The sequence below is a fragment of the Paracidovorax anthurii genome (genome assembly GCF_003269065.1).
GTDB lineage: Bacteria > Pseudomonadota > Gammaproteobacteria > Burkholderiales > Burkholderiaceae_C > Paracidovorax > Paracidovorax anthurii.
On sequence record NZ_QLTA01000043.1, the window covers coordinates 1 to 23,950 of the forward strand.

Annotated in this window: 16 protein-coding genes; 9 read left to right on the forward strand and 7 right to left on the reverse strand. The window is 68.4% G+C overall.

The window, feature by feature from the left end; all coding sequences use genetic code 11:
• The coding region (locus tag AX018_RS18085; RefSeq protein ID WP_146749360.1) for an IS30 family transposase at positions 1-233 on the forward strand (233 nt) is incomplete at its 5' end.
• Between the two features lie 277 nt (positions 234-510).
• Here the strand turns inward: AX018_RS18085 and AX018_RS26090 are convergent.
• The gene (locus AX018_RS26090; protein WP_415842101.1) at positions 511-1,059 is read right to left on the reverse strand and encodes a conjugal transfer nickase/helicase domain-containing protein; all 549 of its coding nucleotides are present in this window, start codon (positions 1,057-1,059) and stop codon (positions 511-513) included.
• Positions 1,060-1,654: 595 nt separating this feature from the next.
• Here AX018_RS26090 and AX018_RS18095 point away from each other — a divergent pair.
• From AX018_RS18095 to gloA, 5 genes are all read left to right on the forward strand, one after another.
• Positions 1,655-5,050, forward strand: coding sequence for a Dyp-type peroxidase (locus tag AX018_RS18095; RefSeq protein ID WP_245951666.1), 3,396 nt, complete (start codon positions 1,655-1,657; stop codon positions 5,048-5,050).
• 65 nt (positions 5,051-5,115) lie between these two features.
• Positions 5,116-6,363, forward strand: a complete 1,248-nt coding sequence (locus AX018_RS18100; RefSeq protein ID WP_111880119.1) for a hypothetical protein — start codon at positions 5,116-5,118, stop codon at positions 6,361-6,363.
• Between the two features lie 278 nt (positions 6,364-6,641).
• A complete protein-coding gene (locus tag AX018_RS18105) occupies positions 6,642-8,822 on the forward strand; it encodes a LamG-like jellyroll fold domain-containing protein (protein WP_111880122.1) in 2,181 nt (726 codons plus the stop codon).
• A gap of 28 nt (positions 8,823-8,850) precedes the next feature.
• On the forward strand, positions 8,851-9,648 hold the full coding sequence (locus tag AX018_RS18110; protein WP_111880124.1) for an SDR family NAD(P)-dependent oxidoreductase: 798 nt from the start codon (positions 8,851-8,853) through the stop codon (positions 9,646-9,648).
• Positions 9,649-9,867: 219 nt separating this feature from the next.
• Positions 9,868-10,284 carry a lactoylglutathione lyase gene (gene gloA, locus AX018_RS18115; protein ID WP_111880127.1) on the forward strand — a complete coding sequence of 139 codons (417 nt, stop codon included), beginning with the start codon at positions 9,868-9,870 and terminating at the stop codon, positions 10,282-10,284.
• A gap of 55 nt (positions 10,285-10,339) precedes the next feature.
• On the opposite strand, the gene eda is transcribed toward gloA, so the two are convergent.
• From eda to AX018_RS18145, 6 genes are all read right to left on the reverse strand, one after another.
• Entirely contained in the window at positions 10,340-10,975 is a 636-nt protein-coding gene (eda, locus tag AX018_RS18120) for a bifunctional 4-hydroxy-2-oxoglutarate aldolase/2-dehydro-3-deoxy-phosphogluconate aldolase (protein ID WP_111880129.1), read from the reverse strand.
• Positions 10,966-12,807, reverse strand: a complete 1,842-nt coding sequence (gene edd / locus AX018_RS18125) for a phosphogluconate dehydratase (RefSeq protein ID WP_111880132.1) — start codon at positions 12,805-12,807, stop codon at positions 10,966-10,968. Before edd ends, eda begins: the two co-directional genes overlap by 10 nt.
• Positions 12,808-12,980: 173 nt before the next feature.
• Positions 12,981-14,000 (reverse strand): TRAP transporter substrate-binding protein, encoded by a 1,020-nt coding sequence (locus tag AX018_RS18130; RefSeq protein WP_111880135.1) that lies wholly within the window; start codon positions 13,998-14,000, stop codon positions 12,981-12,983.
• A gap of 51 nt (positions 14,001-14,051) precedes the next feature.
• A complete protein-coding gene (locus AX018_RS18135) occupies positions 14,052-15,332 on the reverse strand; it encodes a TRAP transporter large permease (protein ID WP_111880137.1) in 1,281 nt (426 codons plus the stop codon).
• A gap of 10 nt (positions 15,333-15,342) precedes the next feature.
• Positions 15,343-15,867, reverse strand: a complete 525-nt coding sequence (locus AX018_RS18140; RefSeq protein WP_111880139.1) for a TRAP transporter small permease — start codon at positions 15,865-15,867, stop codon at positions 15,343-15,345.
• Positions 15,864-16,484, reverse strand: a complete 621-nt coding sequence (locus AX018_RS18145; RefSeq protein ID WP_111880142.1) for a gluconokinase — start codon at positions 16,482-16,484, stop codon at positions 15,864-15,866. The genes AX018_RS18140 and AX018_RS18145 overlap by 4 nt, the downstream gene beginning before the upstream one ends.
• 166 nt (positions 16,485-16,650) lie before the next feature.
• On the opposite strand from AX018_RS18145, the gene gntR reads away from it, so the two are divergent.
• From gntR to AX018_RS18160, 3 genes are all read left to right on the forward strand, one after another.
• Positions 16,651-17,691 (forward strand): HTH-type transcriptional regulator GntR, encoded by a 1,041-nt coding sequence (gntR, locus tag AX018_RS18150; RefSeq protein ID WP_111880145.1) that lies wholly within the window; start codon positions 16,651-16,653, stop codon positions 17,689-17,691.
• Between the two features lie 177 nt (positions 17,692-17,868).
• Complete coding sequence (locus AX018_RS18155) at positions 17,869-18,912, forward strand: diguanylate cyclase (RefSeq protein ID WP_111880148.1); 1,044 nt, start codon at positions 17,869-17,871, stop codon at positions 18,910-18,912.
• A gap of 69 nt (positions 18,913-18,981) precedes the next feature.
• The gene (locus tag AX018_RS18160; RefSeq protein ID WP_170146298.1) at positions 18,982-23,817 is read left to right on the forward strand and encodes a PAS domain S-box protein; all 4,836 of its coding nucleotides are present in this window, start codon (positions 18,982-18,984) and stop codon (positions 23,815-23,817) included.
• Positions 23,818-23,950 lie beyond the last annotated feature (133 nt).

A 23,950-nucleotide genomic window follows, 5' to 3' on the forward strand; every position in this document is an offset into this window, starting at 1 on the left:
GCGATCCGCACAGCCCCTGGCAGCGCGGCAGCTGCGAGAACACCAACGGACTGCTGCGCCAATTTCTGCCCAAGGGCACGGACCTGTCGGTCTACAGCCAAGACGAACTGGACTCCATTGCCGACCTGCTGAACAACCGGCCGCGCGCCACGCTCGACTGGCGCAGCCCCATTCAAGCTATGCGCGATCTCGTGCAAGGTATGGTCGAGCAACGCGACGCGACAATCCATTAATCGATCAGCAAATGCCGGGTGTTGCATTTCGGTTTTGAGACCGCCTTAGCTTGCGCATCAGCAACTGCTACACGACCTTGAGAACCGGATTGCTCGGCGGTACTGGCTGCACCCACCGTGAAGGCTCGACCAGGACTACACAGGACAGGTGACCGGCCACCCCGCCGCGGCTGTGGATCGCGAAGCGAACGATGTTCGTGCGGTTGGGGCCCGGCATGTGCCAGCCGCACTTGATGACCTCACGTTGCACCCGTGCACCGAGCTCCTGAGCCTGCTCCTAGCCACCCACGTCCCGCGCGTACATGCGGAAGATGAGCGGCGACACCAATGCCATGCCCTGCTCCACGAAATGCACCGCGGCCCCGGGCTCGTTGTATGTGAGCTCGCGGCTCACCAGGCTCTGCTGGACCCACCGGAGGAACGCGATCGCGAGTTCGCTCGGCTCGGGCGAGGGCTTGCCCTGGTCTCCCCCAAGCCGCGGCAGCTGCTGAACCAGAAGCACCGGCTCGGGAGGGGCTGGCGCCGAGGGCGGCGCTGCAGGCATCGTGCGCGGCATGATCTCCGGCAACTCGTCGAGCTCGTCCGCCAGCCGGCGAAACTCCGCACTCACGCCGGCATGCCGCGGTGGTCCCAAGGGAGCGAGGGACGCGGCGTCGGCGCCGCCGATCGCAGCCTGCGGAGCGGCTGGTGCCGGCGCTGCGGCGGCCTGTGGTTGGTGCCGCTTGAGCGCTGCGGCAGACTCCATCGGATCGAGAAACTCCGATTCGTCGATGAGGTAGGCCGCCTCCTCGGCATCGATCCCCAGGGGCCTCGCTGGCGGCAGCATTGGCGCATCCTCGCGTGCGCTTGCAGCTGCTGCAGGCTTCGCGGGGAGTGGCGCATGAGCAGCCCCCAGCGGTCTGGAATCCGTGGGCGGCTTCTTGTCCTTCGGTGCAGCTGCAGGTGAAGGCGTTGGCGCAGGTTCGCCTTGCCTGGTCGAATCTGCAGCAGGCTTCGAGGCCTTGGGCATGGGCTTGTTGAAAGCAGGCTCGCTCCGGCATCTGCGCAAGTCCGCCGGGGTGGACACCCTCCTCACCCTTACCTACCGGGCGACAACGAAACCGGGATCACCGCCTGCCGCACATAGCGAGCTCGTATCGTCAGGCCACATTGAGGTGGCGCATCTTTTACATTTGGTTTAATTTTTGACTCGGGTCGTGGGGTATCCGGCGCCATTAAGCACCGCCCGCTCCGCAGGCCTGCCGGAGTACCGCTTTTGAACATCCGTTACGAGCGTTGCTTCTTTTCAATCCTCATCGCAAGGAAATCGCATGTTTGCCAATATCGTCGAGGGAGCTCAACGTGGTCTGTTATTGCGGCCTTTATTCGGCCAGATTCTCACACTCACGCTTCGGGACCGTGGCCCTGCCAGTCAGCAGGCGGTGCTGGATGTGGTTCGCGAGCTGGCCCGGGCCAGCGAGGCTGCTCCCCAGCCTGCGGGGCTGGTGGCTGCGTTTGCGCCAGAGCTGTGGGGCCACTGGCAGGGCCGTGAGATTCCGGTCAGCCGCAAGGTGCTCAACCACTCGCCCAAGCTGCGCGATACCGGTGGAGATGTGCTGCTGTACCTGAAAGCGCCCGATGCAGAAACGGCGCGCCGTCTGGTGAGCGAATGCCGGCCCGCGCTGGAAGCACTGGCCAGCCACATCGAGGCGGTGGAGGCTGGCAAACGCGAGGATGGCCGTGTCATCGGCGGCCGCTATCTGGATGGCATCACCAATCCCAACGATCCCGTCAGTCTGGCCGAGGATATTTTGCTGGGCGACGCGTATGCGGGGGCGTCGTTCGCCTTCACCCAGAAATTCCTGTTTGATTGGCGCACCATTGCCGCGATGTCGCCGGACAGCGAAGACGCCATGATCGGCCGCGATACCGATGGCGCGATCCTGCCGCAGGGGCCGGCGGATGCGCACATCCACCGCGCCCATGTGCGCGACGCCAATGGCGACAACCGCAAGCTGCTGCGCCAGGCGCTGCCCTTTGGCGAGCAGGCCGGTCACGCGGCGCGTGAGGCGGGGCTGATGTTCGTGGCTTTTTGCAACGAGCAGGAGCGTTTCGAGAAGATCTTGCACCACCTGATGGGTGACATGCCCGATCGCCCGATCGATCGCCTGATGAGCGTGGTGCAGGGGGTGGCGGGTGCCTACTGGTATGTGCCGGCGGCTGCCGAGCTGGACGTGGCGCACGTGGCCAGCGTGGCAGATGCGGAGGAAGACCCGCACTGGGATGTGCGCAGCCCCAATGGCTATCTGTTCTACAACTCGCAGGACTATCTGCACCAGATGGCGGAGGGCGGCTATGCGCCGGGTGACCCGCCCAGCCCTCGCCTGCTGGCCTTGTTGGGGCGCACCTTTTCGCACTGGAGCGACGGCTGGCTGCGCCGCCAGCCCTTTCCGCGCCTGCCGCACTTGTCCACGCTGGTGACACCGGACGAAGCGCCGGTGCTCCAGGGGTCGGCCTTGCTGCGCAAGGGGCTGGCCAACCAGAAGACGCTGGCCGATCTGCTCTCGGCCCCGCACTCGCGGCTGGCGCGTGACAACCAGTTGCTGCGCATCTACCCCGAAGAATTGCTGGTGGGGATCATTCCCGACTTCACGCTGGGGCGCGGCAAGGAAGTGGTGCCCTACCTGAGCGAGCAAGAGACCATTGCGGCCTGGCTCAAGGGCGAGCTCAACGAATGGTCGGCCATGGGCCATGTGGTGCCGCACTACCAGCGCCTGGTCGATCTGGGCCTGGGCGGCCTGGTGGCGCAGCTGCAGCAAAAGCAGGCACAGCCTGGCCTGACGGCGGCGCAGCAGGAGTTCTATCAGGGGGCGATCTGGTCGCTGGAAGGCGTGCAGCGCTACCTGCTCAACTGGGCGGAGCATGCCGAGCACACCGTGGTCCAGGCCACGACACCGGAAGATGCGCAGAACATGCGTGACGTGGCTGCGCGCCTGCGCCACCTCAGCAGCCAGCCGCCGCGTGATTTCCATGATGGCGTGCAGTTGATCTTTTCCTTCCACTGCTGCCTGCACCTGCTGGGTGAGCTGACGGCCATGGGGCGGCTGGACCAGATCTTGTGGCCGCTGCTCCAGAAGCACCCGCTGGACGAAGCCCGTGCGCAGGAGATCATCGATTGCCTGTGGCTGAAGATGGGCGAGAACGCCTTCGTGAACCGGGCCAACATCACCGACTACGTCAATTACGGCACCACGGCGGTGTGCGGGCTGGGCGGTAACTTCCCGCAGGGGGGCGGCATCAACCAGTGGGTGCAGCAGATCACGGTGGGCGGCTATGTGGCCAATGACGATGCCGAGCCTGTCGGCGGCGTCAACCCGGTGACCATGCTGTGCCTGAAGGCGGCCCGCCGCATACCGGTGAATGCGCCCACCCTTTCGCTGCGGGTGTACAAGGACATGCCCCAGGAGGTGCTGGACGCGGCGGCCCAGTCGCTGCTGGCGGGCGGCGCGCACCCCATCCTGTACCAGGACGACAAGCTGTGCGAAGCGCTGCGCCGCTCGGGCAAGGACGTGTCGCTGCGCTGGTCGCGCGATTACGCCGCCGATGGCTGCTATGAGCCGATGCTGGCGGGTGCCACCGAGTTTGCGTTTGCCAACGTCACGCCGATGGCGGCGCTGGAGCAGGCGCTGAACCAGGGGGCCACCTACGGCGAGGCCGGGCCGATCTACCTGCGCGGCCTGAAGCAGACTTTCCGCTCTCCGCCCGCGCACGAGATAGACAGCTTTGAAAAGCTGCAGGCACAGTTCCTGCGCCAGCTGGAATGGCTGGTGATCCAGACCTACAACGTCATCCTCGGTGCCTACGGCAATCTGGGCGAAATCTGCCCCAGCCCCTTGCTGTCCACGGTGATCGACGGCTGTGTCGAGTCGGGCCGCGACCTGACCAACGCCGGAGCGCGCTTCCACATGATTGCGCCGCTGTGCGTGGGCGTCTCCAACACCATCGATTCGCTGTATGCGATCAAGAAGCTGGTGTACGACCGCGAGACGGCGATCGCCACACTGCCCGAGTTGGTGGACTGCCTGATCAACGACTGGGGCTACACACTGATCGAGCCGTATCAGAACGGGTTGATGGGGCCTGCAGCGGCGGGCGAGCGCGCACGCCGTTACCAGGAATGGCGTGACACCGCCCTGCAGTTGCCCAAGTGGGGCAGTGGCCACAAGGACGTGGACGAGCTGGGCAATTGGGTGATGGACCACCTGATCCGCCTGTGCGTGGATGTGATCCGCCAGCCCCATCCTGCACTGCAGCCGGTGCTGGACGGCATTGCCAAGACCTATGGCCCGTTCGAGTTCGTCGTCACGCCGGGCATCGGCACCTTCGAGGGCTATGTGGGCGACGGTGCACCCTGCGGCGCCACGGCCGATGGCCGCCGCAACGGCATGCCCATTGCGTCCGACCTGTCTCCCGTTCCGGCACCGCAGGATCTGGCGGCGGCACCGGCCTTCCGCAACATCTACCAATCGCTGGAGAGCTGGCGCAACGATGCCATCGACTACGGGCTCTCCAACGCGTCTCCGGTGGACATGAACATCTCCGAGAACTTCCCGCTGGAAGACCTGAAACGCTTCCTGCGCGTGTATGCCGACGGGGGCACCGGCTCCAACCTGATCACGCTGACCTGCGCCGACCTGGCCACCTACCAGGCGGCGAGCAAGGACCCGGAACGCTACGACCTGCTGCGCGTGCGCATGGGGGGCTGGACCGAGTTCTACGCGGTGATGTTCCCCATGCACCAGGAGCAGCACCAGCGCCGCCAGTATTTCACCCCCTGATCCCCTGCCCCGCCCTCCGCACCGGCCGCAACCCTGCGGCCGGTGCCGCTTACCGGAAAACCATCATGATGCTGCGTTTCTTTTTGTTGCTGCTGTGCGCGCTGTGCTTCAACCGCGCCGCGCTGGCAGATTCTCCAGCCCTCAATCCGAACGACTGGAATTTTGTATTGGTGCCCAGCTTTGAAAGCCAGGCGGGCAAGGGCAACAACGTCTCGCCCACTGGCCTCAACCACGCGCTGCGCTTTGGGCAGTTGCTCAACAGCGTGCTGGCGGGCAAGGCGGCGCAGGTGCGACAGGTGTACGCCTTCACCTACGCAGGCTCGCCGAGCATGGTGCCGTTGCAAACCATCGAGCCCTATGCGCTGTTGAACAACTTCGGTGTTTCCTCGCAAAGCCTCAGCCAGGGCGATGCCAGCGTATACAACTCACCGGCGTACTTCATGCAGCAGTTGCTGGGCAACCAGCCGCGCGGCACCTATGTGATGGCCATGCCGCCCGAGATGATCCAGGCCATGGTGGGCAGCGTCAGCAACGATGCGCTGGCACTGAATGGCACGCACCAGTATGTGGTGCTGTCGGGCCAGGGCCAGCCGTTTGCCGTGGGCATCTACAGCGATGGCATTGCCGATGACCCGCTCTTTCCCAAGGTGCCGCTGCCACCGCGCTCCGCCTGCGCCCAGCCGCCTGTCACCATCCAGGCCAAGGCACCGGGCGGCTGGCAGCCCTACACCGAACAAAAGGTGTATCTGGTGCGCCACGTGGAAGCGCACCCCAGCGGCAACTTTGAAAACGGCAACTACGTGTGCCAGGGGCAGTGGCGCGCACTGGGTGCCAACGCCCGGCTCAGCGAGATCATGAAGCGCAAGCCGGACCATGTTTTCACGTCCAACCCCAACAACATCATCGGCTGCAATGGCACGTGCTCGTACATCCGTCCCTCGCTGACGGTGGCGCCGTTCGCCATTGAGCACCACCTGCCTCTGACGCTGGCCGAGTTCCAGTGGAACGATGCCATCGACCTGGCGCAGGCGCTTTTCAACCGCGCTTCGCCCTACTTCAGCCGTGCGGAGCATGGCGGCACGATCCTGGTGGGCTGGGAGCACGCCCATATCGAAAAGGCCGTGAAATACCTGCTGACCGGCATGTACCGCAACCCGGCCGCCGCAGCGCAAGTGCCGTCCTGGAGCTTCGAGGATTACGACAGCGTGTGGGAACTGTCCACCGATAAGCAAGGCGACCTGACATTCCGCAACACCTGCGAGGCCATTCCTACCACCGCCTTGCCCAGCACCTGCCCGGCCTTTTTCCAATAATCAGGTGCGAACCGGCCCGTGGGTGAAAGGCCCTCCGGAAGCTGGACAAACGCGAGAGCAATTGACGCTCCGCACCTTCAAAACGATCAGAGTTTGCGGGGTCTTGTCGGGACTGACCGCATATCCCCGGGTGGCCAACCGCAGCCTGGTGGTGCCATCGGAAGCGAGGTCGCCGGTCTGGACCAGGCGGGTCCGTCGGCGGACCTCGGCCGGGTTCGGCCACGGCCCGCTCGGATTTGTCCGATGATCGCGGCCGTAACGCTGCACTGGACAGATCCATGACCACCTCTTCCGATCATTTCTCCGAACGGCGCCGCCAACAATTGCTGTACGCCCTCTGCACCTGGGGCCTCGCGGCCTGTGGCGGCGGCGACGGGCCTGCGTCTGCCTCTGCGGCGCAATCCCGGGCCCGTCCTGCGGAGGGCGCGGGCTCCTCCGATGCCCGGGTCGCCTCCGAAGCTGGTCAGGTGGTTTCGGCGTTCGTCCATCCCGGGCTGCTGAACACGGCGGACGACTTCGCCCGCATGGCCGCCAAGGTGGCCGCCAATGCGGCGCCGTGGGCGGATGGCTTCGCGCAGGTGCGCTCGGCCGTGTCCGGCATGCAGGGCTGGACCAGCAACGCCACCGCCACCATCACGCGCTCTTCATCGGGCAGCAATTTCGGCCGCCTGGCCACGGACATCTCGCGGGCCCAGGCCTGTGCCCTGTACTGGAAGGTCACCGGAGACACCCGGTACGCCGACAAGGCCGCGTACTACATGGCCACCTGGTCATCCACGCTGACCACGCTCAACGGCAACAACGATGTCGCGCTGCTGGCGCTCAACGCGTACCAGTTCGCCAACGTGGGCGAAACCATGCGCACCTACACGGGCCTGCCGGACGGCGCGCTGGCGAACTTCCAGAAGATGATGTCGGGCATCTTCGCGCCCGTTTCGGTCCAGGGCCTCTACACCTCGCTGGTGCCGCACACCGTGTACTCGAACTGGCAACTGGCCAGCATCGCCGCGCTGATGGCGATCGGGGTACTGTGCGACGACATCGACATGTTCAACAAGGCCGTGGAGTATTTCCGGACCGGCGCGGGCAACGGCGGCATCCGGCAGGCGGTCTTCCTGCTGCATCCCGGGCACCTGGGGCAGACGCAGGAATCCGGCCGGGACCAGGGCCACAACACGCTGAGCGTTGGGCTCATGGGCGTCATCTGCGAGATGGCCTGGAACCAGGGCATCGATCTGTACGGCTACGACAACAACCGCGTGCTGGCGGGCGCCGAGTACGTCGCCATGGGCAATCGATACGCCGCCGGCACCACAAGCTACCCGGACATGCCCTTCACCACCTACAGGAACCAGCAGGTGGAGCAGACGGTGTTCTCCACGGCCGGGCAGCCGTCCGTGCGCAACGAGTGGTCGATCCTCTACCACCACTACGTGAACCGCAAGGGGCTGGCCGCGCCGAATTGCAAGGCCTTCGCCGAATCACGCACCGAGACCGCGGCAGACAACGATCTGCCGGGCTTCGGCACCCTCGCCTACGCGCGCGATGCCTACACGGGCGACGTGCCGCCCAGCGGCCTCACTGCGCACGTGGTCGGCGGCAATGTCATCCTCTCGTGGTGGGGCAGCGCCCGCGCCACCGGCTACAGCGTGCAGCGCAGTCTGGCGAGCGGCTCGGGCTATGCGACCATCGCGACCGTCGGCAGCGGCGAACGGTTGACCTGCACCGATACCGCGGCCCCCTCGGGCACGTATTACTACGTCGTCACGGCGACCACGCCGGCAGGGGAAACGGCGGCCTCCAACGAGGTGAGCGCCATCACGTCCACATCGCTGCTGGTGCATTTGCCGTTCGACGAAGGAACGGGAACCACGGCCGCCGACCGCAGCGGCAACGCCAATACCGCACAGCTGGTCAACGCGACCTGGGGGGCCGGGCGTGCGGGCGGCTACGCGGCATCGTTCAACGGCAGCTCCAGCTATGTGGCGCTGCCTGACGGCCTGCTGAGCGACGTGGGCGATTGCACGCTCGCGGTCTGGGTCTATTGGCGCGGGGGCGGTTCCCGACAGTCGGTGTTCTACTTCGGGTCAGGCGTCCAGTACATGGCGTTCACGCCCAGCTTCAACACCAGCTCCAGCAACAACACCCGCTTCGTGATCACGCTCAACGCCATCGATGGCGCGGACCGCATCGAGACGGGCTCGGCGCTCGCCGCCAATGCGTGGAAGCACGTGGCCATCACGTTCGCGGCCGACGTGCTCACCCTCTACATCGATGGCGCCCCGGTGGGCACGGTGGCCTCGCGCTTCCACCCGTTCCGCCTGGGCACCACGGACAAGAACCTGCTGGGACGATCGCTCTCGTTCTCGGATCGCTATTTCAATGGACTGCTGGACGACTTCCGCATCTACCGGGGCGCCCTGTCCGCCGGCGAGGTGGCCCGTCTCGCGGCAGGCTGAAAATTTTCTCTCTTTCAAAGGATGCCCCATGCTCCCCGGACAGACCCCCTCCATCCATCTCGGCCACGCCGATCGCGTCTGCATCGTCACCGGCGGTGCCCAGGGCATCGGCGAGGCCTGCGCCCGGCGTTTCGCGCGCGAGGGGGCCCGCGTGGTCGTGGCGGATGTGGATGACGCGCGCGGCGCGGCCCTGGCGGACGAACTGGGCGGCGCGGCCCGGTACCTGCGCTGCGATGTGGGCGAGAAATCCCAGGTCGATGACCTGGTCCGGCAGGTGGTGGCCCGGCATGGCCGCATCGACGTGCTCGTGAACAATGCGGGCATCTTTCGCGCCGCGGATTTCCTGGAGGTGACCGAGGCGGACTTCGATGCCGTGCTGCGCGTCAACCTCAAGGGCGCTTTCCTGATGGGCCAAGCGGTGGCGCGGGTGATGGCGGCCGCGGGCGCCGGCGCCATCGTCAACATGAGCTCCGTGAACGGCGTGCTGGCGATCCCGAACATCGCCAGCTACAACGTGAGCAAGGGCGGCATCAACCAGCTCACGCGGGTGATGGCGCTGGCCCTGGCCGAGCGTGGCGTGCGCGTGAACGCGGTGGCGCCGGGCACGATCGCGACGGAACTGGCGTCCAAGGCCGTGCTGACGAGCGACGACGCACGCCGCAAGATCCTGAGCCGCACCCCCATGAAGCGCCTGGGCGAGCCTTCCGAGATCGCCGACGTGGTGGCATGGCTGGCCAGCGATGCCGCCAGCTATGTGACCGGCGAGATCGTCACCGTGGACGGCGGGCGGATGACGCTCAACTACACCGTGCCGGTCGAGGGCTGAGGGCGGTGGCCCCGCGCCTTCCTGCCCGCCCGCCTACCTGGCGTTTGCTATATAAAACATAGCAAACAATCAAGAAAATACGGCGACATGGAGGGCTTTTGAGCCTGATCCGGCATGCGGGGCACCGCCCTGCCCTCCGGCCCCCCCCGGGCGCGCGGATGGCCCGGCCGGAAGGCGGCCGGGGTGGCGGGTTTTCGATCTGCCGGCACAATCCGGGCCATGAGATTCCTCCACACGATGCTGCGCGTCGGCAACCTCCAGCGCTCGATTGACTTCTACACCCAGGTGCTCGGCATGCAACTGCTGCGCAAGTCCGAAAACCCCGAGTACAAATATTCGCTCGCCTTCCTGGGCTTCGAGGGCGGCAATCCGGGCCAGGCCGAGATCGAGCTGACCTACAACTGGGGCGTCGAGAGCTACGAGCTGGGCACGGCCTATGGCCACATCGCGCTGGGCGTGCCCGACGCCTACGCCGCGTGCGAGAAGATCAAGGCCGCCGGCGGCAACGTGACGCGCGAGGCCGGCCCCGTGAAGGGCGGCACCACGGTCATCGCGTTCGTGACCGACCCGGACGGCTACAAGATCGAGCTGATCCAGCGGGCGAACGACCAGGGAACCGGCACCGGACTGCGCTGAGGATTGCTATTGAAATAATAGCGAACTATGTAGATTTTACGGCGACATCGAGGCCCTAGGGCCTCAAAGCCCGGGCCCCACGGGCCAGCGTGGTGATGCGGGCCCAGTCCCCCTGGGCCAGCGCGTCGCCGGGCACCAGCCACGACCCTCCCACGCACTCCACGTTGGAGAGCGCCAGGAATTCCCCGGCATTGCCCGGCTGGATGCCGCCGGTCGGGCAGAAGCGCACGTCACCGAACGGGCCCTGCCAGGCCTTCAGCATGGCGAGGCCGCCCGCCTGCAGGGCGGGGAAGAACTTGAGGGCCGAGAAGCCCTCCTCCTGGGCCGCCATGATCTCGCTGCCCGTTGCCACGCCGGGCAGCAGGGGCAGGCCGGCATCGCGGCAGGCGCGTCCCACCGCCGGGGTGAAGCCCGGGCTCACGGCGAAGCGCGCGCCCGCGCGGCCCGCGGCCTGCGCGTCGGCGGCGCTGCGCACGGTGCCCGCGCCCACGACGGCCTGCGGCACGTCGCGCGCGATGGCTTCGATGCAGTCCAGCGCCTGGGAGGTGCGCAGGGTCACCTCCAGCATGCGGATGCCCCCTTCCACCAGCGCGCGCGCCATGGGCACGGCATGGGCCACGTCGTTCAGCACGATGACGGGAATCACGGGGGCATCGCGCATCACGTCGAGCGCGGTCAATGTCACAGCCATGAGCAGGCTCCTTCTTCTGCGCTGAGCGCATTGCGCCGGAATCCGGCGAACAGTTCGCGGCCCCAGCCGTGTCCGTCGGCACGGGCCAGATCCTCCGGCTGGCGCGCCGGCTCGCGCGCCGCCCACTGCGCCGGCTCCACCAGCGCGTCGAGCGTGCCCGCCACGGCGTCGAGCCGCACGATGTCGCCGTCGCGCACGCGCGCCAGCGGCCCGCCGGCCAGGGCCTCGGGCGAGGCATGGATGGCGGCAGGCACCTTGCCGGACGCGCCGCTCATGCGGCCGTCGGTGACCAGGGCCACTTTGTAGCCCTTGCCCTGCAGCACGGCCAGCGGAGGCGTGAGCTTGTGCAGCTCGGGCATGCCGTTGGCCTGCGGCCCCTGCCAGCGCACCACGCAGACCAGCCCGCGCGAGGGGTGCGATTCGCAGGCCCGGTCCAGCTCGCCGGCCTGGAAGGCCTTCTGCAGCTCGGCCTGCGAGGCGAAGACCCGCGCCGGGGCCTCGATCACGTGGCGGTCCTCCGGCACGGCCGAAACCTTGATGACGCTGCGGCCCAGGTTGCCCCGCAGCAGCTTGAGCCCGCCGGTGGGGCTGAAGGGCGCGTGCGCGGGGCGCAGCACGCCATCGTCCAGGCTGGCGCCGATGCCGCTCCAGTGCAGGCGGCCGTCTGCGTCCCCCGCAGGCAGGCGCGTGTATTCGCGCAGGCCGCCGGGGCGCACTGTGGCCACGTCCTCGTGCATCAGGCCCGCATCGAGCAGCTCGCGGATCACGTAGCCGGGGCCGCCGGCGGCCTGGAACTGGTTCACGTCGGCGCTGCCGTTGGGATAGACCCGTGCGATCAGGGGCACCACGGCGGACAGCTCCGCGAAGTCGTCCCAGTCGATCTCGATGCCGGCGGCGCGGGCCACGGCCACCCAGTGGATGAGGTGGTTGGTCGATCCTCCCGTGGCCAGCAGCGCCGCCATGGCGTTGACGATGCAGCGCTCGTCCACGATGCGGCCGATGGGCGGGCATGGCGCCCCCGGCGCGCCCAGCACCGTGCGGGCGGCCTCGCGCGTGAGCTCGGTGCGCAGCGCCTGCCCCGGGTTGACGAAGGCCGTGCCGGGCACGTGCAGGCCCATGGCCTCCAGCAGCATCTGGTTGCTGTTGGCGGTGCCGTAGAAGGTGCAGGTGCCCTCGCCGTGGTAGGCCGCCGATTCGGCCGCCAGCAGCTCGTCGCGGCCGACGAGGCCCTGGGCGGCCTGCTCGCGCACCTTCGCCTTGGCGTTGTTGGAGAGGCCGGAAGTCATCGGCCCCGCGGGCACGAACACCGTGGGCAGGTGCCCGAAATGCAGCGCGCCGATGAGCAGGCCCGGCACGATCTTGTCGCACACGCCCAGCATCAGGGCCGCGTCGAACACGTCGTGCGAGAGCGAGACGGCCGTGGCCATGGCGATCACGTCGCGGCTGAAGAGCGAAAGCTCCATGCCCGGCGTGCCCTGCGTGACGCCGTCGCACATCGCCGGCACGCCGCCGGCCACCTGCGCCGTGGCGCCGTGGGCGCGGGCCTCGGCCTTGATGAGATCGGGGTAGTGCTGCAGCGGCGCATGGGCCGAGAGCATGTCGTTGTAGGCCGTGACGATGCCGATGTTGCGGGCTTTTTCGGCCACGACGCGGAACTTGTCGTTGCCGGGCATGCCCGCGAAGGCATGCGCCACGTTGGCGCAGCCCAGGCGGTCGGCGCCGCGGTCGCGGCGCGCATGGAAGGCGAGCTGTTCGAGGTAGGCGGCGCGCGTGGCGGCGCTGCGTTCGCGGATGCGCTGGGTGACGGTGTGGACGGTATCGTGGAGTGGCATGGCGGGATTCGGGCTTTGCCTTGCTGGGAGGTGAGACGGCGGGCCGCCGGAAGTTCGCTACCAAAAGCAACCATCGGCAAGCAGCCGGGCCACCGATCGTACGCCCGCCGCGGCAGGCCCGCTGTAGGCCGGGGTGGGCGATCGCGGCGCCCCGCCCTCCCCGGCCGGCCGGGTCACTGGCCGCCGCGCGCCTGTTTCACGGCGCCCTGCACGGCGTCCCAGGTGTCCTGGCCCACCGCCTTGGCGATGCCGGCATTCACGCCGGCGAGCCGCTCGCGCATGCGGCTGGCTTCGGCGGCGGGCAGCTCGTTCACCTGCATGCCCTTGGTCTTGAGGTCGGCCAGCGCCTTGGCGGCCTCCTCGCGCGTGTCCTTGCGCTCGAAATCGCGGCTCTTGGCGGCGGCGTCCTGCAGCACCTTCTTCTCGGCGGGCGTGAGCGTGTCCCACCACTTCTTGCTCACCGTGACGATCCAGGGGCTGTAGACGTGATTGGTGACGGTAAGGTACTTCTGCACTTCGTAGAACTTGCTGGACACCACCGTGTTGAACGGGTTTTCCTGCCCATCGACGGCGCGCGTCTCCAGCGCCGTGAACAGCTCGGAGAACGGCAGCGGCACGGCGTTCGCGCCCAGGGCCTTGAAGCTGTCGAGGAACACGTTGTTCTGCATCACGCGCAGCTTGATGTCGCCCATGTCTTCCAGTTTGGTGACGGGGCGCTTGCTGTTGGTGAGGTTGCGGAAGCCGTTCTCCCAGTACACCAGCCCGACCATGCCCTTGGGCTCCAGCTTCGCCTTGACCTTCTCGCCCACGGGGCCGTCGAGCACGGCGTCGGCCTCCTTCGCGCTGCTGAAGAGGAAGGGCGTGTCCCACACCGCCATCTCGGGCACGATGCCCACCAGCGTGGCGGTGGAGCCCACCATCATCTCCTGCGCCCCGCCGATCAGGGCCTGCTGCATCTGCGTATCGGAGCCCAGCGACGCATTGCCGATAGCGCGCACCTTCATCTTGCCGCCGGTGGCTTTCTCCACCTCCTGCGCGAAGAAGCGCACGGCGCGCCCCTGGTTGGAGTTGTCCACGAGGCCGAAGCCGAAGCGCACGATGCGCGGCTTGAAATCCTGGGCCTGGGCGACGGCGGGCGCGCCGGTGGCGGCAATGGCGGCCACCAGGGTGGCGAGGGCGAAGCGGATGCGCATGGTTTTGTCTCCTGAAAAAATGAATGGAATCGAACGCGAGGGGCCGCAGCCTCAATGCAGCCAGCGCAGCGGCGCCGTCACCAGCGACGGGAAGATGACGAAGAGGACGAGCAGCAGCACGTACACCAGCAGGAACGGCGTCGTGCCCCGGATCACGGTCTCCATGCGCAGCCGGCCCACGCCGGCCACCACGTTCTGCACCGTGCCCACGGGCGGCGTGATCAGTCCGATGCAGCCCACGTAGATGAACATGAAGCCGAAGTACACCGGGTCGATGCCGGCCTTCACGGCCAGCGGCACGCACACGGGGCCGAAGATCAGGATGGTGGGCGTCAGGTCCATGGCCGTGCCCACCACCAGCAGGAAGACCATCATCAGCGCCATGAACAGCATGGGGTGGCCCATCACACCGGCGAAGCTGTCGGCCAGCAGGTTGGGCAGGTCGGCCAGGGTGATCATGTAGGCCGTCACGGTGGCCGCGCCGCAGAGGAACATCACCACCGCCGTGGTCTTGCCCGCGGCCAGGAAGACTTCGTAGAGCTGGCTCCAGTTCAGCTCGCGGTACACGAACATCGAGACGATGAGCGCATACACGGCGGCCACCACGGCGGCTTCCGTGGGCGTGAAGATGCCGCCCTTCAAGCCGCCCAGGATGATGACCGGCATCATCATGGCCCAGAAGCTGTGCAGCAGCGCCCGCAGCCGGGGTCCCCACTCCACGCGCTCCATCGCGGGCAACTGGTGCTTGCGCGCGATCCACCACCACGCCAGGATGAGGAAGATGCCCATCATCAGGCCGGGGAACACCCCCGCCAGGAACAGCTTGCTGATCGAGGTGTTGGTGGTCACGCCGTAGATCACGAACGGCATGGACGGCGGAATGATCGGCGCGATGATCCCGCCCGAGGCCAGCAGGCCGGCGCTGTAGCTGGCCGGGTAGTTCTGCTGGCGCATCATCGGCAGCAGGATCGTGGCCAGCGCCGCCGTGTCGGCGATGGCCGAGCCGCTCATGGACGCCAGCAGCACCGCCGCGCCGATCGCCACGAAGCCCAGCCCGCCCCGGATGTGGCCCACGAAGGCGCGCGCCAGATCGATGATGCGGCGCGAGAGGCCGCCCGCGTTCATCAGCTCGCCCGCCAGGATGAAGAACGGCACCGCCAGCAGCGGGAAGTTGTCGAAGCCCGCCTGCAGGTTCTGCGCCAGCAACTGCGAATCGAAGAAGTCCAGGTGCCACATCAGGGCCACGCCGGTCAGCACCAGCGCCTGGGCGATGGGCATGCCGATGGCCATGCCGCCGATCAGCACGCCGAGGAAGATGAGGGTCACGACCATGGTGCTTCCCTCACTCGATCGAGGCGTCGCCGCCCGCGTCATCGCCGGCCGGACGGCCGCGCACGAGTTCCAGCACCAGCGCGACCAGCAGGCCCGCGGCCAGCACCAGCGTGGCCGCCGCGCCCAGCGCGAGCGGGTAGCCCAGCACCGTGCTGTAGCTCTCCAGGCCGGCCACCACCTGCTCCCAGGAGCCCTTGAGCAGCAGCACCATGCACAGCGCCACCAGCGCCTGGCTGACCCAGAACAGCGCCTTGCGCGGCGCCCCCGAGAGACGCGCGGTGAGCATGTCGAAGCCCAGGTGCTTGCCCTCGAACGCGGCCACGATGGCGCCCACGGCCACCAGCCAGACGAACAGCAGCCGCGAGATCTCCTCGTAGGAAACGATGCTGGTGCCGAACGCATAGCGCAGCACCACGTTCACGAACACGGCCACGACCATGCCGGCCAGCGCCAGCACCATGAAATGCTCGGCCCACCGCTGCGGCAGGCTCTTGCGGCGCGCGGGCTGCGCCGGGTGGGTTGCGGACTCGGTCATGCGGTATCTCCGGAAGGGGTGGGCGTGGACACCGCCACGCCCTGGGGTTCAGTGCCGCCACGGCGCATCCACGCCGCGATGGCCTCGGCCAGCGCGGGCACGGGCTGCCGGGCGTCGAGCGGCAGCACGCCGGGTTCGCCCCGGGGGGATTCCAGCGTGGCGAACTGGTCCGCCACCAGGGACGGGGAAAAGAAGTGCCCGGGCCGCGCCCGCACCCGGGCCAGTGCGCTGTCGTAGTCCAGTTCGAGGAACGCGAAGCGCAGCCCCGGCGAGGCGGCCCGCAGGCGGTCCCGGTACCGGCGGCGCAAGGCCGAGCAGGTCAGCACCAGCCCGCCGCCGCCCTGCCCCGCGGACCCGACCGCGCCCGGGCTGCCCACGTCCGCCAGCAGACGGGCCAGGCGATCGAGCCAGCCCGCGCGGTCCTCGTCGGTCAGCGGCTGGCCGGCGCGCATCTTGGCCACGCTCTCGGGGGAATGGTGCGCGTCGCCCTCCTCCAGGCGCCACCCCAGCAGGGCGGCAGCAGCGGCGGCCACGCTGGATTTGCCGCATCCCGAGACGCCCATGACCACCAGGGTGGAGGTCGGCAGTGCTTGGATAGCGCTATCCAAAGAATCCATAAAAAATGCGGACTTTTCCCGGGGAAAAAGGGCCCGCTTGTCTCCAATGTAGAAAAAAGAATTCCCAGGGACGTTAAGAAAGACTTGGCCTGCTTCTGACGTTAACCCTGAGATGGATAGCGCTATCCTAGACAACAATGCTGTACCAGCCGATCCGGATTAACCCTTGAACGCATCCGCTCCTCCTCCCGGCCGCCGCGCCCGCAAGGCCAGCGGCCGGGTCACCCTCGACGACGTGGCCCGCCTGGCGGGCGTGAGCCCGATCACCGTCTCGCGCGCCCTGCGCCAGGAGCGCGGCGTGGACCCGGTGCTGGCCGCGCGCGTGCAGGCGGCCGCCGGGCAACTGGGCTATGTGCCCGACCCGGCCGCGCGCGCCCTGGCCTCGCAGCGCAGCACACAGGTCCTGGTGCTGGTGCCCATGCTCTCCAACGCGCTGTTCGTGGACCTGCTGGAGGCGGTGCACCGCACTCTGTTCCCCGCCGGCTTCCTGCCGCTGATCGGGGTCACCCACTACGACGTGGCCGAGGAGGAGCTGCTGCTGCGCACCTACCTCCCCCACCGCCCGGCCGGCCTGCTGGTCACCGGATTCGACCGCAGCGAGGCCGCGCGCCAGCTCATCGCGCGCAGCGGCGTGCCCTGCGTGCACCTCATGGAAACCAGCGATGCGCAGGGCGTGCACTGCGTGGGTTTCTCGCAGACCGAGGCCGGGGCCGCCATGGTGCGCCACCTGCTGGAGCAGGGGCGCCGGCGCATCGCCTTCTGCGCGGCCCAGCTCGACCCCCGCACGATGCAGCGCGCCGAGGGCTACCGCCAGGCCCTGCGCCAGGCCGGCCTCTACGATCCCCGCCTGGAGATCCTGAGCCCGGAGCGCTCGTCCATCGCGCTCGGTGCCCGCCTTTTCGAAGAAGTGCTGCAGCGCCTGCCCGATGCCGATGCCATCTTCTTCTGCAACGACGACATCGCGCAGGGTGGATTGCTGGCCGCCACGCGGCTGGGCGTGGCCGTGCCGGGCCGCATGGCCGTGGCGGGCTTCAACGACCTGGCCGGCAGCGACCAGATGGTGCCGCCCCTCACCACCGTGCGCACGCCCCGCGGCGAGGTGGGGCGCGCCGGCGCCGGCATGCTGCTGGACCTGATGCGCGGCACGCCGCCCGCCCGGCACTGCGTGGCCCTGGAGTACGAGCTGGTGGTGCGGCAGAGCACCTGAACCCGCGGGGAGAGACCCTACGGCGAGCGTTACATTCATGCAACTCTCGTAAGCGAACATCAAGGACTCTCCCCCACAATGCTTGCAGGCCCGACAGGGCTGGCAGCGACTGAGCGGCGTTCGATCCGGCCCGAGAGCCGGCACGGGCAACGGAACTCAATCCCGGAGGGAGAATGGATGCAGCAGAAGATATTGCTGGTGGACGATGACCTGGGCGCCATCAAGCTCATGCGCTACATGCTGGCGGGGCTCGGGGACGTGCAGTTCGCCACCAATGGCGCCGATGCCCTGCGCCTCGTGAGCGAGGCCCCGCCCAGCGTGATCGTGCTGGATGCCGAAATGCCCGGCATGAGCGGCTTCGAAGTCTGCAGGGCCGTCAAGGCCGACCCCGCCACCGCCGACGTACCCATCATCTTCGTCACCAGCCACGCCGAGGTGGACCTGGAGTTGGAAGGGTTCGCGCTCGGCGCGGCGGATTTCATCGCCAAGCCCGTCAGGCCCGCCCTCCTCCAGGCCCGGGTGAAAACCCAGCTGCGGCTTTCGCAGCTCACACAAGAGCTTCGCCAGATCGCGGCCACCGACGGGCTGACCCAGTTGGCGAACCGCCGCAAGTTCGACGAATCGCTGCTGCAGGAATGGCAGCGTTGCCAGCGCTCGGGCACGGCCCTGAGCATGCTGCTGGTGGACGTGGACCATTTCAAACAGTTCAACGACCGTTATGGCCACCCCGCGGGCGACGATTGCCTGCGTCAGGTCGCGCAGGCGCTGCGCGATGCCGGCCTCCGGCTGGGCGACCTCGCAGCCCGCTACGGCGGCGAAGAGTTCGCGCTGCTGATGCCCCAGACGGACCGCGCGGGCGCCGCCTTCGTCGCCCGCAGGATCATGGAGAACGTCGCGGCCCTGCGGATCGAGCACGGCGATTCCGCGGCTGCCGGGCGCCTGAGCGTCAGCATCGGCATCGCGAGCTGCGACGAATACAGCGCCGACTGGCTGCCCTCCCGGGGAGAGCATGGCGAGGCATCCATGCGGGAGCAGGCCGATCGCCTGGTGCGCAGCGCGGACCAGGCACTCTATGCCGCGAAGCAGGCCGGGCGCGCGCGGGCGTATCAGGGACACGTCTCGGATACGGCCCCCGGGAGCGCCCCCGTCCTGGCCGTCCCGCCCCTGTCCCTTCTCGCTTCGGCCACCGGCCCCGGCCCGCGGCCGGGCACCGACCGCTGACCCGGGGCCACGATGCCAGATCCGGCAGCACGGTTCCCGAACCCCTCGGACGCGACAGGAGTCCCCTTCATGGTCAATGGGCATTGGAAGGTCAGGAGTGCCGTGGCGGGAGTGCTGCTGGGCGGAATGGCGCTCGTGATCCTGGCGGTTTCCTGGCAGATCGCCATCAACCGGCAGGCCCGCGAGGCGGCGTTCGAGGCCCTGGTCGCACGGGTCGTCGAGCGCGTTCAGACCGGAATGGAGCGCTATGAATACGGCCTGCGCGGTGCCCGGGGTGCGATCATTGCGGCCGGCCCGGACAACATCAACCGGGAGATGTTCCGGCAGTACGCGCAATCGCGCGACATCGCGCGTGAGTTTCCCGGGGCCTGGGGGTTCGGCTTCGTCCGCCGTGTCGCCCTGGGCGAAGAGGCCGCCTTCCTGGCCCGCGCGCGCCGCGACGGCGCCCCGGACTTCACGATCCGCCAGCTGGAGCCGCACGCCGGCGAACGCTACGTGATCCAGTACGCGGAGCCCCGGGAGCGCAACGCGGTCGCGCTCGGCCTGGATGTCGCCTCGGAGACCCGGCGCCGCACGGCGGCGGAGCGGGCGATGCGGGAAAACACCCCGATCCTGACCGCCCCCCTCGCCCTGCTGCAGCAGACGGGCAAGTCCCGGCAGTCCTTCCTGCTGCTGCTGCCGATCTACCGGCCGGGCGCGGTGCCGGACACCCCGGAGTCCCGGGAGGAGGCCACCATCGGATGGTCGTACGCCCCCCTGGTGATGGACGAGATCCTCGCGGCCCAGCGGGCGCGCGAGGAGGGGTATGTTCTCGCGCTGCGGGACCGCGACGACGGCGCCCCGGGCACAGAGGCGGCGCCCTTCCATGCCACATCGCCCTGGCAGGCCACCGTGGTAGACGGGTTGCGCGTGCGCGTTCCCCTGACGGTCTATGGCCGGCAATGGGAAGCGGAGATCCTGGCCACCCCCCAGTTCGTCGCCGCGCTGCACCAGCGGGCCGCCTGGGAAGTCGCCGTGCTGGGCGCGGGCGTGGTCGCCCTGCTCGCCGCGCTCGCCTGGCTCGCGGGCCAGGGGGCGGGCCAGCGGGATGCGCTGCAGGCCGCGCGGGAAAGCCGGGCGGCGATGGTGGAGTCCTCGCCGGACGCCATCATCGGCGTGGCGCTGGATGGCCGCGTCATCCACTGGAACCCGGCCGCGCAGGCCATCTTCGGCCACGCGGAAGCCGACATGGTCGGGCGCCCGATCGACACCCTCTTCGCTCCCGGCAACCCCGAGCACGAGCATGCCGGCATCCTCGCCAGGGTCCGCCGGGGCGAGCTCGTCTCGACCTTCGAGACCACGCGGCTGCGCCGCGACGGCACCCGCATCGACGTCGCGGTGTCGGCCGCGCCGCTGCGCAATGCCCGCGGAGCCGTCGTGGGCGTGGTGAAGACGCTGCGCGACATCAGCCAGAACAAGGCGGCCGAGCGCGCGCTCCAGCAGTTGACGGCCGACCTCGAACGCAAGGTGGCCGAGCGCACCCTGGGCCTGGAGACCGCACGCCGCGACCTGCGCAACATCCTCGACGCGCTGCCGTCCATGGTGGGCTACTGGGATGACGCCCTGCGCAACCGCTTCGCGAACAAGGCCTACCGGGATTGGCTGGGCGTCGGGGAGGAGCCGGCGACCGGCCGCTCCATGCTGGAGCTGCTGGGGCAGAACCTGTTCGAGCGCAACGAGCCCTATGCCCGGTCGGCCCTGCGCGGGGTGGCGCAGACCTTCGACCGCTCCGAGACGCGCCGCGACGGCCCGGGCATCCGCCACTGGCTGGCGCATTACCTGCCCGACATCGTGGATGGCACGGTCCGGGGCTTCTACGTGCTGGTGCACGACGTGACGGAGCTGACCGAGAGCCGCCAGGCCGCGGCGGCGGCCCAGCGGGACAACGACTTCCTGCTGCGCACCATCCATGAACACGCCATCGTCTCCGTGGCCGACCGATCCGGTCGCATCACCGACGTGAATCCTGCGTTCTGCGCGATCTCGGGCTACAGCCGGGAGGAACTGCTGGGCCGCACCCACCGGCTCATCAACTCGGGCACGCACGATGCCGGATTCTGGCCGGGCATCTGGCGCACGATCGCCTCGGGCAAGGTGTGGCATGGCGAGGTCTGCAACCGCGCCAAGGACGGCTCGCTCTACTGGGTGGACAGCATCATCGCGCCCTTCGCCGATGCCGACGGGCAGGTGGACCGCTATATCTCGATCCGCTTCGACATCACCGAGCGCAAGCGCGCCGCCGCCGAACTGGCGGCCACGCACGAGCGCCTCGCGCTGGCCACGGACGCGGCCAGCCTGGGCGTCTGGGAGCTGGATCTCGAGACCCGCAGCCTGCGCTGGGACGACTGGATGTACCGCATCTACCGGCAGACGCGCCACCACGATGTCGAGCCCTACGCCCTCTGGCTGGACCGCGTGCATCCCGACGATCGCGAACGCGCCACCCAGGAGCTGAGCCACTGCATCGCGGAACTCAAGGACGTCGACATGGAGTTCCGTGTGCTGTGGCCCGACGGCCAGGTGCGGCACATCAAGGCCATGGCCAAGCTCCATCGCAGTGCCGATGGCCGCCCGCTGCGCATGATCGGCATCAACTGGGACATCACGGACCGCAAGCAGGTGGAGCTGGACCTGTCGCAGACCACGTCCCTGCTGCGCATGGTGCTGGCGTCCGCATCGGAGGTCGCCATCATCGCCACGGACGCGGATTTCGTCGTCCGCATCTTCAACCGCGGGGCCGAGCGCCTGCTGGGCTACGACAGCACGGACATCATCGGCACCAACTCGACGACGCTCTTCCACGACCCGCAGGAGATCGACGCACGCGCACAGGAGCTCGGCCAGGCGCTGGGGCATGCCGTGCCGGCCTCCGCCGAGGGCATCTTCCGGGAGCCCTCCACGCACGGGCATGTGCGGGAATGGACCTACCTGCGCAAGGACGGCTCGCGCGTGGTGGTCTCCCTGGTGGTCACGCCGATGTACGGCGATGACGGGCGGCTGCTGGGCTTCCTGGGGGTCGCCTACGACATGAGCGACCAGAAGGAGCATGAGCAGGCGCTGGAATGGGCCAAGACCGCCGCCGAGCAGGCCAGCCTGGCCAAGAGCCAATTCCTCGCCAACATGAGCCACGAGATCCGCACGCCGATGAACGCCGTGATCGGCCTGACCTACCTGCTGGAACAGACGAGCCTGGATGCCCAGCAGGCGGAGTTCCTGCAGAAGATCCTGCGCGCCAGCAAGGCGTTGCTGGGCGTGATCAACAACATCCTGGACCTGTCCAAGATCGAGGCCGGCGAACTGAGCGTGTCCCCGGAGCCGTTCATCCTGCGCGACAGCCTGCACTACCTGATGGAGGTGGTCCGGGTCCAGGCCGACGCCAAGCGCATCGGCCTGACCCTGGACCTCCCCGATGGCCTTCCCCGCCACCTGGTCGGCGACGCGCTGCGCCTCAACCAGATCCTGACCAACCTGCTGTCCAACGCCATCAAGTTCACCGAGCGGGGGGGCGTGCGCCTCATCGTGCGCAGTCTGCCGGACGGAGACGCCTCCATCCGCCTGCGCTTCGAGGTGCACGATTCCGGCATCGGCATCTCGCCGGAAGATGCGGCGCGGCTGTTCCAGCCCTTCGCGCAGGCCGATGCGACGATCACGCGGCGCTTCGGGGGCACGGGCCTGGGGCTGTCCATCGTGCGGCAACTGGCCGAACTGATGGGCGGGCGCGTGGGGCTGGAGAGCGTGCCGGGAACCGGCAGCCAGTTCTGGGTGGAGCTGCCGTTCGGGCGCGCCGAGGCCGCCATCGAGGTGGCCGAGGCGAAGAAGCCGCAGGAGCCGGAGATGACCGGGCTCTCCGGCGTGCGCGTCCTCGTGGTGGATGACAGCGACATCAACCTGGAGGTGGCCCGGCGCGTCCTGGAGCTGCAAGGGGCTTCGGTCGGCCTCGCGGCCAACGGCCAGGAGGCCATCGACCGCCTGCAGCCAAGGGGCGAGGCGTTCGACATCGTGCTCATGGACATCCACATGCCCGTGATGGACGGACTGACCGCGACCCGGTTCATCCGCAGCAGCATGGGCCTGACGGATCTCCCGGTGATCGCGCTCACGGCCGGGGCGCTCGCCAGCCAGCGCCAGGAAGCCGAGAACGTAGGCATGAACGACTTCATCGTCAAGCCGTTCTCGCCGCGCGACGTGGTGGCCTGCATCCGCAGGTACCTGCCCGCGGACCGCGCCGCCGGAAATGCCCAGGCCTTGCCGGCCATCACCGAAGCACCGCACTCCAGTGACTGGCCCGACATTCCGGGCATCGCGGTAGAGCATGTGGCGCGGCAGCTCGGGGGCGATCTGGTCCTCTTCCGGTCCCTGCTCGGGCATCTGCTGCGGGAGTTCCAGGAATTCCCCATCCCCGCCGACTCGGAAGCCGACTGGCGGGACACCACAGCCCGGGTCCACAAGCTGCGCGGGGCCTCCGGAACCGTGGGGGCGCAGGACGTGCATCGCCTGGCCACGGATGCCGAGAACGCTTGCCGCGCGCAGAACCGCATGCATGCGCGGGCGCTCATCGCCGCGCTCAACGAGTCGCTGGCCCATCTGCGCGAGCATGCCGCGCAGTGGCTCTCCAGCAGCCCGCAGGCCCCGGATCCGCTCTCCAGCCCCGCGTCCGTCCCGGCCCTGTCGCGCAACGCGCCCGAGGTGGTCCGCCTGCGGGAGCTGCTGCTGCGCCAGGATCTGGCGGCGCTGGACCTGTTCGCCACCCTGGCGCCCGGGCTGGGCATGGGCATCGGCGCTTCATCGCTGGAATCCATCCGGGAGCACATCGACGAGCTGCGCTTCGTGCAGGCTGTGGAGGCGCTGGATCAGGCGTGGCGCTGAGCGGTGCCCGGTGACCCGGGGCCGCGCATTTCGCCCTGGCTTTCAGGAAGCCGCACGGCATGTCCGTGCGGGTGGATAGAAAACAAAAGGCCCGGCAGTGCCGGGCCTGGAGCCAGTGCCTTGGGGGGAGCGC